This window comes from Marinobacter sp. L-80 (assembly GCF_056859395.1).
Window position 1 is genome coordinate 78,843 of record NZ_JBSXOI010000049.1, and the last position, 13,836, is coordinate 92,678.

A 13,836-nucleotide genomic window follows, 5' to 3' on the forward strand; every position below is an offset into this window, starting at 1 on the left:
GGTCAGCTCAACAGTTCCGCAAACGAATAGTAGGTTAGCAGGTCGCCGGGGCTTACGGTGGTGTTTTCGGGCACCACGGCCAGGCCGTCCGCCCAACAGGCAGAACTCAACATGCCGGAGCTCTGGTTGGGGAAGGCGGCAACCACAGGGTCCGAGCCCCGGGTTTCCTTCCGGGCCCTGACAAACTCCCGGCGCACCGATGCCGAGGAAATGGTAAAGTCGGCCGGTATCCGCTCGCCCGAGAGAGCTTTGGGATTGCGACCCTGGCGTTTCCGGATATAGGGCATGCCCACCACAAGGAAGGTGACCAGCACAGACCCGGGATTGCCGGGCAGTCCCAGTACCGGCGTGCCGCCGATGGCGCCAAAAGCTACGGGCTTGCCGGGTTTGATCGCCATTTTCCAGAGCGAAAGACCGCCGGATTCCTCCAGCACCGCGCGCACATGATCCTCCTCACCCACGGAAACGCCACCGCTGGTGATAATCAGATCGGCAGACTCCGCGGCACGCAACAGCGTTTCCCGAGTCGCCTCGCGCTTGTCTCTCAGAGTCTCGCACAGCACCACCTCGCAGCCGGCTTCGGCAAGCAGTCCCATCAGGGTGAAGCGGTTGCTGTTGTAGATCTGTCCCGGTCCGAGGGGCATGCCAGGTTCTACCAGTTCATCTCCCGTGGACAGAATGGCCACTTTTAACCTCGTCAGAACGGCAACCCGGGCAGCGCCCATGGACGCCAGCAGTCCCATCTCGTTGGGGCGCACCGTTGTCCCCTTTGCCAGTGCAAGGTCGCCCCGGGTCAGGTCCTGGCCACGGCGCCGGATATTCTGACCTTCGTCGACCGTAGCCTGGACCAGAATTCCCCCATCCGTCACCTCAATCCGCTCCTGCATGACCACCGAGTCGGCGCCCTCGGGAATCTCTGAGCCGGTAAAGATGCGCGCAGCGGTGCCGGGTTCCAGGGGCTTCGGCGCTTCACCGGCCGGAATCCGGGCCGAGACCGGTATTGGCCGGTCTCCATGCAGATCCTGTTTGCGCAGGGCGTATCCGTCCACCGCACTGTTGTCAGCCGGCGGCACGTCGGCCGGCACATAGTGGTTTTCGGCAAGTACCCGGCCCAGGGAGTCGGCCAGTGCGACGGTTTCAATCTGCGCAACCACCGGTGCTTCCGACAACAAGTGGTCCAGGGCATCTTCCAGGGGCGTGAGGTTTGGCTTGGCCATCAAGTCTTAACTCCGATCGGGATGTCTTCTGCCTCAGCGCTTGGCGCGCTGTCCAATGACTTCGTTGAGTCGCTGCATGGGCTTCTCGGGTTTGCGCAAGACCAGCCCCGAGAAATTGCATGGTGTGTGACGGCTGTCCAGCTGACTGAGGAGAATGCCTTCCCAGCCGGTGCGGCAGGCGCCGGTCGATCCGGGCAGGCAGAAGATCACCGTGTGGTTTGCCATTCCCGCCATCGCCCGTGACTGCACGGTTGATGATCCGATTTCGGCGGCTGACAGGCGGCGGAATTCCTCACCAAAGCCTTCGATGGTTTTGTCGAGCAAAGGCCTTACCGCCTCCGGTGTGCTATCTCGTTCAAGCAGGCCGGTGCCACCGGTAATGATCACTGCGTGCACCTGTGAATCGGCAATCCAGCCGGACAACAAGGCCCGCACCAGATAGACGTCGTCCGGCAGGATCCGGCGGGCGACCAGGTTGTGGCCGGCTTCGACCACGCTGTCCTCCAGAAATTGCCCGGACGTGTCCTGTTCAGGCCCACGGGTATCGGAGACGGTCAGCAGGGCAACGTTCAGGGGTTTCATTTCGGTACTGGGTACACTGCTCATGGATGGGCTCCATAATCGTTGAAAAGTTGTTATACGCCAGTATCGCCATCACGGGCTTTTAATGGAAGGGAGTAACCCATCAGGGGGAGGCGCCAGCGGCCGGTTGTGGCCGGTTTGGCGTGAAATTGCTGTTAATTTGTGCAGTGCACTTGACATTTGCCAGTCAGGTGGCCGATGATCGCTCTTGCCCGGCGAACGGTTGTTCCCACTCTCTGGCTTCAGTACCTTAATTCCGGACTCCATCTACACCGGTTGCTCCAACTGGCCAGCACCAAGTTCAGCGTTTTTTTACGATCAATACGTTCAGGGGCACCCCTGTCATTCCAATACTCGTTTACTTCCATTCCTGAAAATCCAACAAACTATGAATCTTACTGAACTCAAGCAGAAATCCGTGCCCGAATTGCTCGATATTGCGCAAGAGATGGGCCTCGATAACCTGGCTCGTTCGCGCAAACAGGATGTGATCTTCACAATCCTGAAGAAGCACGCAAAAAGCGGCGAAGACATCTACGGCGACGGCGTACTGGAAATTCTGCAGGACGGCTTCGGCTTCCTCCGTTCCGCTGACGCCTCCTACCTGGCAGGGCCTGACGACATCTATGTCTCTCCGAGTCAGATCCGCCGGTTTAACCTGCGCACGGGCGACACGGTCGCAGGCAAGATTCGCCCGCCCAAAGATGGTGAGCGCTACTTTGCCTTGTTGAAGGTCAGCGAGATCAATTTCGACAAGCCGGATAACGCCCGAAACAAGATTCTCTTCGAGAACCTCACGCCGCTGTTCCCGGACGAGCGCCTGATGCTCGAGGCCGGTAACGGCAGTACCGAGGATCTCTCCTCCCGGGTCCTGGACCTGGTTGCGCCCATCGGTAAAGGCCAGCGCGGGCTTATCGTTTCCCCGCCCAAGGCCGGTAAGACACTGCTGATGCAGAGCATCGCCCAGTCCATCACCCGCAACAATCCAGAGTGCCATGTCATGGTACTGCTGATTGACGAGCGGCCAGAGGAAGTGACCGAGATGCAGCGCACCGTGCGCGGCGAGGTCATCGCCTCCACGTTTGACGAGCCGCCGGCCCGCCACGTGCAGGTTGCTGAAATGGTGATTGAAAAGGCCAAGCGTCTGGTAGAGCACAAGAAGGACGTGGTCATCCTGCTGGATTCCATCACCCGTCTGGCTCGTGCCTACAACACGGTGATCCCGTCCTCCGGCAAGGTCCTGACCGGTGGTGTTGACGCCCATGCCCTGGAAAAACCCAAGCGCTTCTTCGGTGCCGCCCGTAACGTGGAAGAAGGTGGAAGCCTGACCATCCTTGCCACGGCGCTGGTCAACACTGGTTCCAAGATGGACGAGGTTATCTACGAGGAGTTCAAGGGCACCGGCAACATGGAGATCCATCTGGATCGCAAGATTGCCGAGAAGCGAACCTATCCGGCGATCAATATCCGCAGCTCCGGCACCCGTCGTGAGGATCTGCTGATGAGTGAAGCCGACATCCAGCGGGTCTGGATCCTGCGCAAGCTCCTGCATTCTATGGACGACGATACCGCCGCCATCGAGTTCCTGCTGGACAAGCTCAAGGACACCAAGACCAACGACGAGTTTTTCCAGTCCATGAAGCGTCGTTGATCTCTCCCTAAGCTAGGACTAGCGCCTCTGGTTTTGGGGGCGGGCAGAGCCGGGGAGAACCTCCCCGGACACGCCGTGAACCCATCCCTGGGGGCTCGGCATTGCCATCCCTGGCAATGCACGGTCCGGGGAGGTTCTCCCCGGCTCCGCCGTTCATGCCACGTGCGCGCAGTTTGTTCCAACTGCTTTAAAGCAGTCCAGCGACCACCGATCTCCGTAGTACTGGCATATCTGAACGGAGTAACCGATGAAATACAACGACCTGCGAGACTTCATTGACCAGCTGGAGAAGCTGGGTGAGCTGAAACGCATCAGCGTTGAAGTCGACCCCCATCTGGAAATGACCGAAATCTGCGACCGTACATTGCGGGCAGGTGGTCCTGCGTTGTTGTTTGAAAACCCCAAGGGCTATGACATGCCGGTGCTGGCCAACCTGTTCGGGACACCGAAGCGGGTAGCGTTGGGCATGGGGCAGGATAACGTCACGGCGCTTCGGGACATCGGTAAGCTCCTCGCGTTTCTCAAGGAACCGGATCCCCCCAAGGGTTTCCGCGATGCCATCGAAAAACTGCCGCTGTTCCGGCAGGTGATGCGCATGAGCCCCAAGGTACTGCGTTCCGCGCCCTGCCAGGATGTCGTGATCGAAAAGGATCAGGTGGACCTGTATCAGATTCCGGTGCAGCATTGCTGGCCTGGCGATGCCGGGCCGCTGGTGACCTGGCCACTGGTGATTACCCGTGGGCCCCATAAAGAACGCCAGAACCTGGGCATCTACCGGCAGCAGGTCATCGGTCGCAACCGTCTGATCATGCGCTGGCTGAGTCATCGCGGTGGTGCCCTGGATTTCCAGGAGTTCCAGAAGAGCAATCCCGGCCAACCCTATCCGGTGGCTGTGGCCCTCGGTGCCGATCCGGCGACCATTCTGGGGGCGGTGACGCCGGTGCCGGATACGCTGTCGGAATACGCCTTTGCCGGGCTGCTTCGCGGCAGCCGGACCGAGCTGGTCAAGGCGGGGCTGAGCGATCTGCAGGTGCCGGCAAGCGCCGAAATCGTGCTGGAAGGTTTCATCTACCCGGATGACATGGCGCCGGAAGGACCGTTCGGTGATCACACCGGTTACTACAACGAAGTGGACCACTTCCCGGTATTCACCGTAGAACGGGTCACTCATCGCCGGGATCCGATCTATCACAGTACCTATACCGGTCGCCCGCCTGATGAGCCGGCGATTCTCGGGGTGGCCCTGAACGAGGTCTTTATTCCGATTCTGCAGAAGCAGTTCCCGGAGATCGTGGATTTTTACCTGCCACCGGAAGGCTGTTCCTATCGCCTTGCAGTGGTGACCATGAAGAAACAGTACCCCGGCCATGCCAAACGGGTGATGATGGGGGTATGGTCGTTTCTTCGGCAGTTCATGTACACCAAATTTGTGATTGTCACGGATGACGACGTGAATGCCCGTAACTGGGAAGACGTGATCTGGGCGATCACTACCCGGATGGATCCAACCCGGGATACCACGCTGGTGGAGAATACGCCCATCGATTACCTGGACTTTGCCTCGCCGGTATCCGGCCTGGGTTCCAAAATGGGGATGGATGCCACCAACAAGTGGCCGGGTGAGACCACCCGGGAGTGGGGTGAGCCGATCGCCATGACCGAAGATGTGAAAAAACGCGTCGACGAGCTGTGGGATACCCTGGGTATTGAAAGTCCGGCATCGCGCCCCGACTGATATGGGCAGTGAACATCGGGCGGTGCGGCTTTGGCCCTCTGGTATCGCCTTCATTGCGGCGTCGGAGGCAGACTTGCTCGGCGCTGCCGCGCGGGCTGGCGTAGCTGTGCCGGCAGCCTGTCGCAACGGGGTATGTGAAATCTGCGAGGCCCGGTTACTGAAGGGCGCCGCGCTTAATACCCGAAACCAACAGACTATAAAGATCGGTGAGCGCTTGATGATGTGCCGTAGCATCGCGCTCACGGATCTGGAACTGGAGATATCCGCCGTTATGGCAGCTGGAAACAATCAGCCTGGCAAGTTTCAGGCAAAAGTCGTGGACGTAAGGTCGATCAGTCACGATGTCTATCGCGTTGAGCTACAGCTTCCGCGGCGTCGGGAGCTGTCGTTTCATGCCGGGCAATATCTGTCGGTCAATCTGCCTGATGCTGACCCCTGTTACTTTTCCATCGCCAGCAGTCCATCGGACCAGAATATCGAGCTGCATATCCAGGCGACCCCCGAGTGGGTGTCCGCGCAGAAGGTGATTGATGCCCTGACGTCCGGTGGCGAGGTAACCGTGGAGCTGCCCCATGGCAAAGCCTGCCTGGCGTCAGTGCCGACCAGGCCGCTGTTGCTGGTGGCTGCCGGCACCGGCTTTGCCCAGATGAAGAGCCTGGTGGATTACCTCCGGGAAACGTCCTACGACCAACCGGTCAAGCTGTACTGGGGAGTTCGTCGACACGAGGACATGTATCTTCGCGCCCTGGCACAGCAGTGGCAGGACGAGTGGCCCCGCTTCACGTTCCTGCCGGTGGTGGGAGATGACGAGGATAATGACTGGGCTGGCCATCACGACCAGCTGGTTCGCGCGGTGCTTGCATCCGGTATGGACTGGAAGAATGTGGAGGTCCATGCCAGCGGTTCGCCCACCATGGTGTACACACTGATGGATGCTCTGGTAGATGCGGGCCTGCCCGAAGAGGCGTTCTTTTCTGACGTGCTGGAGTACGCCCCCCGTTCGTGAAGCAGCCTGTGTAGTAGAATAAAAAAAGGGCCAGATGAGACGTTCATCTGGCCCTTTTTCATTACACCTTGGCGCTAAGCCCTCGGCATTGGCAGTTCCGGCAGCCCGTTATCCTTGGCCAGCCCCTGCATCAGCAATTTGACGCTGGCTTCTTCCTCGCCCATGTGGGCATTCAGGCGGCTTAGCTCTGCCAGTGCCTCCCGGCTCCGCTTCAGCCGCAGGCTGGTCTCGAAATATTCACGGGCCTTGCCCCAGAGTTCGTTGCGAAGGCTCAGCCGGCCCAGGGCCAGCAGAAGCTCGGGGTTGTTGGGCCGGTCTTTCAGCCATTGTTCGGCCAGTAACAACTGTTCATCCGGTTTCTGGCCCTTCACCCGCCCGTACAGATTGATCAGCTCATCGCTCCAGTGGTTGCGCAGCACCTTGCGCAACAGGGTTTCGGTCTGTACCTCGTCGCCAAGGCTGGCAAGCAGGCGGGCGTAGTCCCTTATGGTGTATTCGTCGCGACGCAGGAAGCCCGGCAATTCGTCCCAGAGCCTGGTCAGCGGTTCCAGGGATGCATCGGGATCCTGTTTCTGCTGGCGCCGGCAATCTTCCGCGGCACGCTCCAGCAGGTTATGCCAGACCTGGCGTTCCAGATCATTGAGTTCCGCTTCCGAGAGCACGCTGCGTTTGCGAAGTTCAGGCAATAACCTGGACAGTTCGCGCCAGTCTTCCAGGCGCAGATAGGTGTTTTTGAGCAGTTTCAGCACAAAGGGGTGATGGGGCGACTGTTTGCGAAGGCGAACCAGCGTGGCCAGGGCCTGTTCAAGGCGGTTGCCTGCCAGTTGCAGCTGGGCCTGGGTAATACCGACGGCCATGTCAGAACCGGGGGTGCTGTCGAAGGCCTTGCGCAGCAGATCATCCACGGCCTCGTGATCACCGGTTTCGAACGATGCCTGGGCGGCGGCAAGATAATTGATCAGGGGCGTGTCGGCATGGCTGGCGGAGGATGTCAGCAGTTTGCGGGCCCTGGGCCAGTTGCCTTCGGCCAGCGCCAGCAAACCCTGGGTGGTCCGGCGTCGGGCCCGGCGTTCATTGCCGCGGGCAATCCAGCCCGCCACCAGGCCGGTGCTGGTTCTGAGTCGGCGGATAAGGTTGATGGTCAGGACAGTCAGCACGATCAGGGCCACGATCAGGCCCAGCCCCACCCAGAAGTTGGTTTCGATCAGGTAATGGCCAAGGCTGATCCGGATGTAGCCCAGATCATATTGCAATCCGAGGGAAAGGCCGGTGCCAATCAGCAGCGCCAGCAGAACGATCAGTAACAGGCGAATCATGAATCATCGCCTCCATTACCGCCGTCGGCGTTGTCCTCGCCATTATCATTGTTGGCATTTAGGCGTCCGGCCAGCCGCTCCTTGAGCAGGTCCAGGGACTGACTGATATCCGGCAGCTCCGGGTCCACGTTCTTGCCGGCCAGCTCAGCCAGGGTGTCACTCAGGGCGGTGACCCGGGGATTGCTTGCGTTGTACCAGTCGTCAATGGTGGTTCGGGCCTTGGTAAGGGCGCGCTCATACAGCGGCTGGTTGCCCCGCAATACCGCCATCTCTGCCTCTTCCAGCATCAGTTGGAGGTTCAGTCGGGCATAGGCGCTCTGGTCGGGAGAGAGCAGCGGCTTGACCGGTTCGTCCATGCGGCGCACAACCACCACCTGCATCAGTGTTGCTTTCACCTTGTTCCAGGCCTGTACCACAGCGCCGGGTTCTTCGCCGGTTCCAGCGCTTTCTCCCTGTGCAGCGCTGACCACAAAGCCGGGCGCGTTCTCACTGATCAGGGCCTGGTCGGTAAGCTGGTGAATGCTGTTGATGGCCGCTTCCAGTGTCAGGTAGAGTCCGGTGCGGTCAACGCCGGTCAGGCCCTTGAGTGCGAGGATTTCGCGAGCCAGTTGCTGGCGAACCGGGTAGACACCGATGTCGTCGGATTCAGTCAGCACTTCGTCTGCCGCTTCCAGGGCCGACATGGCTCCGCGGATGTCTTTTTCGATCATCAACCGCTGATTGGCAATGCGCAGAAGGTATTCCGCCTCGGCCAGCAGCCAGTCCGTGCGTGTGCGGTTTCCGGCTTCCAGCAGTTCACGGGCATTGTGGTCGATCTGGCGCTGCTGGGTGGCAATAAGTTCCCGCTGGCTCGCCAGTTTCTCTTCGAGGGACTGCAGGCGCTGGCTTTGCTGGCTGCCGCGGTCGCCATAGAGATCTTCAAGCTGGGCGGTGTCCTGCTTCAGACTCTGGAGTGTCTGCATGACAGCCTGGTGATTGTTCCACTGTTGCCAGCTCCAGAGCGCCAGGGCGATTGCGATGATGAGGGCGAGAATGGCAACCAGCCATACCGGCCAGAGTTTCTGGCGAGCAGGCGGTTCCTTGGAAACGGTTGCGGGCAGTTGATTCGTTGTCTCTGTCACGGGCGTCCTTACTTGGCTTTTCCGGAGCCACCGTCCCGGCCGGCAAGTTGCGCTGCAACCGTGGCCACGATGTCGTTATCGGCAAGGCTTCCTGGTATACACGGATTTCGGAATCCCGCTGCCCGGGCCTGTTCGGCAACCCGATCTGCGGGAACAATCAATAACCTATCGTATAGATTATGGCCGCTATTCGCACATAGTGCGATGAGATTGTTCAAGGTTTCGCCCGACAGGGCGACGATGGCCTCCGGAGCAAAGGTATCGAGGGTGGCCCGGATCCGCTCCGGCGTGTGGTCAGGGCGAAAGCGGCGGTACAGGGGCAGCAGGGTTACGCGGGCGCCCCTGGCTTCAAGGGTTTCGCGGATCAGTTCGCGTCCGGTTTCCCCGCGAGCGAGCAGAACCCGCTCATGCTGGAGGTTTTGCAGTGACGGCAATGCCAGCAGTGCCTCGCTGGTCCAGCCCTCGGGCGGCCGCCGCGGGCTGAGACCGTGTTCCGCAAGCACGGATGCGGTGCCGGCACCAACGCCATACCAGCGGATGCCCATGGGAACCTGGGGCCACCAGGTGTCCACCTCTTCCAGCAGCAGTCGGGCGGCAAACGGGCTGACCGCGATCACATGGGAAAATTCATCAAGGCTCAGAATGAGTGTGCGGCGCTCGGGCGTTTCCGGCAGAGGTTCCCGGTCAATCAGTGGCAGGATATGTACATCGGCACCGGCTGCACGAAACCGGCTGGCCAGGCGCGATGCCTCGGGTTCGGGCCGGCAGATCAGAATCCGCCGGCCGTTCAGGTCGGGATCAGGTTGGTGTGTGGCCATAGATTTCAGCCAGCACCTTGTCGGCTCCGAGAGCCAGCAGATCCTCGGCCAGTTCCCGGCCCAGACGTTCGCCTTCGGCCCGTGGCGCGCGGCCTTCGACCCGGAAAATCTGGGTGCCATCAACTGCGCCCACCAGGCCCCGCAGCCAGATTGTATCGTCGTCTTCAAGAAGCGCGTACGCCGCGATTGGCACCTGACAACCACCCTCCAGTCGACGGTTCAGAGCCCGTTCGGCAGTGACGCGATCCCAGGTGTCTTTGTGCTTCAGGGGTTCAAGCATGGCTAGCAGATCCTGGTCATCGACCCGGCATTCAATGCCCAGGGCGCCCTGGCCGACCGCCGGCAGCGACAACGTGTCGGGCAGGCAGTAGCGGATGCGCTCGTGAAAGCCCAGGCGCTTGAGCCCGGAGCTGGCCAGTACAATCGCTTCGTATTCGCCGGCATCCAGCTTGGCCAGCCGGGTGTTGACGTTGCCCCGCAGCACGCGAATTTCCAGGTCCGGGCGGTAGGCCCGCAGCTGGGCCTCCCGGCGCAGGCTCGCAGTGCCAACCACGGCGCCGTGGGGCAGGGCGTCAACGTTGTCATAGTGGTTGCTTACGAAGGCATCGGTCGGGTCTTCCCGCTCGCAGATCGCCACCAGCCCCAGTCCTTCCGGGAATTCCATGGGCACGTCTTTCATGGAGTGGACGGCCAGGTCTGCGCGGCCGTCCAGCATGGCTTCTTCCAGTTCCTTGACGAACAGGCCCTTGCCGCCGATTTTGGCCAGAGGCACGTCCAGGATCTTGTCACCCTGGGTCTTTATCTTGACCAGTTCCACGGTGATGTTGTCGTGCAGCCTTTCCAGCTCGGCCTTAATGAATTCCGCCTGCCACAGCGCAAGGGCGCTGCTGCGGGTTGCAATGCGAAGGGTACGTTTGGACATGACACTCACTGTCGGTTCGGAAAAATGTCCGCCAAGGTTACCTTGTAGCGGCAGAAAAGTCCCGCAGCTCCCGCCTCAGGCGCGCTGCTGATTCAGCCCGGCTGATGTTCCTGAAGCCACTGGCGGACATTGCTGGCATGGCGGCGACTGACCGGCAGTTCGCCCCGGCCTTCCCTCAGGGCGACCAGATTGTGGCCATCCGGCGTCCGTCTCAGTGCCTGGATAAAGCGAACCCCCACCAGGGTGTTCCGGTGGATCCTGAGCAGGGTGCTCGGGTAGCTGTTTTCCAGTTCCTTCAGCGTGTAGTCACACACGGTTTCGCCCCGGGCGTGATGGATGGTGACGTATTTTTGATCTGCCTCGCAGTAGAGGATTTCCGACAGATCGATCAGCTCGGTGCCGCGGTGCGTGCGCACCGCCAACTGTTCCTGGCTGTGGGCAGCCTGGCCGTTGAGTGCCTGCAACTGTACCCGGTTGACCCTGCCGGCCCGGGCCAGGGCCTCCGCCAAGGCCTCTTTGCGAACCGGTTTGAGCAGGTAGGCGATGGCCTGCACGTCGAATGCCTGGATAGCGTAGTGGTCGTAGGCCGTGCAGAAGATCAGCGCCGGTGGATTGGCCAGTTGGCTAAGTCTGCTGGCGGCCTCCATGCCGTCCATGCCCGGCATCCGGATATCCAGCAACAGTATGTCTGGCTCCAGTTCCGCCACCTGTTTCAAGCAACTGTCGCCGTCTGCAGCTTCGCCACAGACCCGATACCCCGGAACCGCCTCCACCAACCGGCGGATGCGTTCCCGGGCCAGGGGTTCGTCATCGGCGATCAGGACGCTGCGGGTATCAGTCATGTCTTGTCTCGGTTCCGTTGGTCAGGGGTTTATTGTTTTCGGGCTCTCTGCTCGCCGGCCTTCCGTCGCGGCAGTCGCAGGGTAACCGTGTACACATCGTGCTGGTGGCTGTGTTTGAGCACCGCCGGCTCACCGAAAAGCGCCCGTAGCCGTGACTGAATGTTGGCCAGCGCCATTCGGTTGCCGTCATGTTGCTGCTTATTCTGGTCCGGCTTTGGATTCTGTACCAGCAGGTAGACAAATTCGCCTTTGGCCTGGGCTTCAATCCTGACGGTGCCACCGTCCGGGCGCGGCTGGATACCATGGTAGATGGCGTTTTCCACCAATGGCTGCAGTGTGAGCGGGGGAATGGCCTGGTGCTCCAGGCCTTCTTCAATCTGCCATTCCAGTTTCAGGCGGTCGCCCAGGCGCAGTGCTTCGATGGCCAGGTAACGCTGGCACAAAGCCAGTTCCCTCGATAGCGGAATCAGCTGGTCGCCGGTGCGAAGGCTGGCGCGAAACAGTTCCGAAAGATCCAGAACGGCTTCTTCGGCCCGTTCCGGATTGATGGCAATCAGGCTGGCAATGGTGTTCATGCTGTTGAACAGGAAGTGTGGCTGAATGCGGGCCTGCAGTGATGCCAGATGCGCCTGCATTTCCGCTTCACGCTGCTGTTGCCACTGGTGCTGCAGGTAAAAATAGCGCAGCACCATGAGCACGATCAGCAACGCCAGCAGCATCTTCTTGGCCACGCCCTGCCAGACAGCCACGCCGTCCTGGGGGTGCAGTACGCTGTCGGCGAACAGGCTGAAGGCGAGCACATCCAGCAGCACAATGGCGACGATGGTGGTCGTTGCCCCGGAGACGGACATTCGAGCAAGCCGCGTGCGCAATAGGCAGATCAGGGCGGCACTGGTGAGGGTGGTCCACTGCACGAACAGTGACAGCAGTCCGAAGTAATTCCAGTCGATCCAGCCCCGATCCGCCTGCACGATGGCGAGCACCAGAACCAGCAGTTCACTGGTCACCAGCAACAGGAACACGGCCCTCACCCGGCACAGGTCCGGAACGAAGAACTCGCTCGCTGTCACATCTTTGTCCCCGTTACGGGGTGTCTCCTTTACCCGGGTCAGAATGGTATACTCCCGCCACGTTCAATGTACCCAGTTCCCGCCAGATGATGCCGGGCTGTCAGCAGGAAAGATAGACCATGACGGATCAGAAAAAGTCTGACCAGACCACAAGCTCTGAAAAACCCTGGGGCGGGCGCTTCAGTGAACCCACCGATGCCTTTGTTGAAAAATTTACTGCATCTGTGGGATTTGACCAGCGCCTGTACCATCACGACATCACCGGTTCCATTGCCCATGCCACCATGCTGGCCGAGGTTGGCGTGCTTACCGCCGACGAGCGGGACCAGATCATTGAGGGCCTGAAAGGCGTCAAGGCAGACATCGAGGCCGGCAACTTCCAGTGGTCGGTCAGCCTTGAAGACGTGCACATGAACATTGAAGCACGCCTCACCGACCGTATCGGTATTACGGGCAAGAAGCTGCACACCGGCCGAAGCCGCAACGATCAGGTAGCCACCGATATCCGTCTGTACCTGCGGGACGAGATCGACGTGATTGCCGAGGAACTGAATCGCCTGAAATCTGGCCTGCTGGATCTCGCCGAGCGCGAGGCGGACACCATCATGCCCGGCTTCACCCATCTGCAGACTGCCCAGCCGGTGACCTTCGGGCACCACTTGCTGGCCTGGTACGAGATGCTGGTTCGGGATGCCGAGCGTCTGCAGGATTGCCGCAAGCGGGTGAACGTAATGCCCCTGGGCGCAGCGGCCCTGGCAGGCACTACCTATCCCATTGATCGGGCAATGACCGCCCGACTGCTGGGCTTCGACCGGCCCACCGAGAACAGCCTGGACTCTGTCAGCGACCGGGATTTTGCCATCGAGTTCTGCAGCTTTGCGGCACTGCTGATGACGCATCTTTCCAGATTCAGCGAGGAGCTTGTGCTATGGACCTCCGCCCAGTTCGACTTCATTGATCTGCCGGACCGGTTCTGCACCGGCTCGTCCATCATGCCCCAGAAAAAGAACCCCGACGTGCCGGAACTGGTCCGGGGCAAGACCGGTCGTGTCAATGGCCACCTGATCAGCCTGCTGACCCTGATGAAAAGCCAGCCGCTGGCCTACAACAAGGACAACCAGGAAGACAAGGAACCACTGTTCGACACGGTCGATACCATCAAGGGCTGCCTGAAAGCCTACGCCGACATGATTCCGGCCATTCGCTCCAAGGCCGATAACATGAGAGTGGCAGCCAAGCGCGGTTTCTCGACCGCTACCGATCTGGCGGATTACCTGGTCAAGAAAGGCGTGCCTTTCCGGGACGCCCACGAGATCGTGGGCAAGTCCGTGGCGTTCGGTGTGGCTGAAGGTCGTGACCTGTCTGATATGACCCTCGAAGAGCTGCAGCAGTTCTCCGATCATATCGGCCCCGATGTTTTCGATGTGCTGACCCTGGAAGGTTCGGTCCAGGCCCGTGATCATCTCGGTGGCACAGCGCCGGATCAGGTGCGTGCGGCGGTCGGTCGGGCCCGCAACCAGCTGGGTTGAGCCGGCGCACTCAGCGGGGCGAAACGG

General features: G+C 60.5%; 12 protein-coding genes. 4 read left to right on the forward strand and 8 right to left on the reverse strand.

The features are described 5' to 3' along the window. Positions 1 to 2: 2 nt before the first annotated feature. Together AC13E3_RS05385 and moaB are read right to left on the reverse strand one after the other, a co-directional pair. Positions 3 to 1,217 carry a molybdopterin molybdotransferase MoeA gene (locus AC13E3_RS05385; RefSeq protein ID WP_008169894.1) on the reverse strand — a complete coding sequence of 405 codons (1,215 nt, stop codon included), beginning with the start codon at positions 1,215 to 1,217 and terminating at the stop codon, positions 3 to 5. Positions 1,218 to 1,250: 33 nt separating this feature from the next. Then, a complete protein-coding gene (gene moaB, locus AC13E3_RS05390) occupies positions 1,251 to 1,823 on the reverse strand; it encodes a molybdenum cofactor biosynthesis protein B (RefSeq protein WP_008169892.1) in 573 nt (190 codons plus the stop codon). A gap of 364 nt (positions 1,824 to 2,187) precedes the next feature. Between moaB and rho the strand changes: the two genes are divergently transcribed. The 3 genes from rho (at position 2,188) to AC13E3_RS05405 (ending at position 6,191) form a co-directional block, all read left to right on the forward strand. Continuing rightward, a complete protein-coding gene (rho, locus tag AC13E3_RS05395; protein WP_008169890.1) occupies positions 2,188 to 3,450 on the forward strand; it encodes a transcription termination factor Rho in 1,263 nt (420 codons plus the stop codon). A gap of 247 nt (positions 3,451 to 3,697) precedes the next feature. Then, entirely contained in the window at positions 3,698 to 5,185 is a 1,488-nt protein-coding gene (ubiD, locus tag AC13E3_RS05400) for a 4-hydroxy-3-polyprenylbenzoate decarboxylase (protein WP_062782888.1), read from the forward strand. A 1-nt stretch (position 5,186) separates the two neighbouring features. Next, positions 5,187 to 6,191 (forward strand): FAD-binding oxidoreductase, encoded by a 1,005-nt coding sequence (locus AC13E3_RS05405; protein WP_053114153.1) that lies wholly within the window; start codon positions 5,187 to 5,189, stop codon positions 6,189 to 6,191. Positions 6,192 to 6,265: 74 nt separating this feature from the next. Here AC13E3_RS05405 and AC13E3_RS05410 read toward each other — a convergent pair whose 3' ends face one another. The 6 genes from AC13E3_RS05410 to AC13E3_RS05435 form a co-directional block, all read right to left on the reverse strand. Next, positions 6,266 to 7,507 (reverse strand): heme biosynthesis HemY N-terminal domain-containing protein, encoded by a 1,242-nt coding sequence (locus tag AC13E3_RS05410; RefSeq protein WP_053114155.1) that lies wholly within the window; start codon positions 7,505 to 7,507, stop codon positions 6,266 to 6,268. Beyond that, on the reverse strand, positions 7,504 to 8,628 hold the full coding sequence (locus tag AC13E3_RS05415; RefSeq protein WP_482901796.1) for a uroporphyrinogen-III C-methyltransferase: 1,125 nt from the start codon (positions 8,626 to 8,628) through the stop codon (positions 7,504 to 7,506). Before AC13E3_RS05415 ends, AC13E3_RS05410 begins: the two co-directional genes overlap by 4 nt. An 8-nt stretch (positions 8,629 to 8,636) precedes the next feature. Next, positions 8,637 to 9,446: a uroporphyrinogen-III synthase gene (locus AC13E3_RS05420; protein WP_053114160.1), complete on the reverse strand. Its 810-nt coding sequence runs from the start codon at positions 9,444 to 9,446 to the stop codon at positions 8,637 to 8,639. Continuing rightward, positions 9,427 to 10,368: a hydroxymethylbilane synthase gene (gene hemC, locus AC13E3_RS05425; RefSeq protein ID WP_014575851.1), complete on the reverse strand. Its 942-nt coding sequence runs from the start codon at positions 10,366 to 10,368 to the stop codon at positions 9,427 to 9,429. Before hemC ends, AC13E3_RS05420 begins: the two co-directional genes overlap by 20 nt. 92 nt (positions 10,369 to 10,460) lie before the next feature. Next, positions 10,461 to 11,210: a LytR/AlgR family response regulator transcription factor gene (locus tag AC13E3_RS05430; RefSeq protein WP_014575852.1), complete on the reverse strand. Its 750-nt coding sequence runs from the start codon at positions 11,208 to 11,210 to the stop codon at positions 10,461 to 10,463. 29 nt (positions 11,211 to 11,239) lie between these two features. Continuing rightward, complete coding sequence (locus AC13E3_RS05435; protein WP_288367048.1) at positions 11,240 to 12,280, reverse strand: sensor histidine kinase; 1,041 nt, start codon at positions 12,278 to 12,280, stop codon at positions 11,240 to 11,242. A 119-nt stretch (positions 12,281 to 12,399) separates the two neighbouring features. Between AC13E3_RS05435 and argH the strand changes: the two genes are divergently transcribed. Then, positions 12,400 to 13,809 (forward strand): argininosuccinate lyase, encoded by a 1,410-nt coding sequence (argH, locus tag AC13E3_RS05440; RefSeq protein WP_008173200.1) that lies wholly within the window; start codon positions 12,400 to 12,402, stop codon positions 13,807 to 13,809. Positions 13,810 to 13,836: the final 27 nt, after the last annotated feature.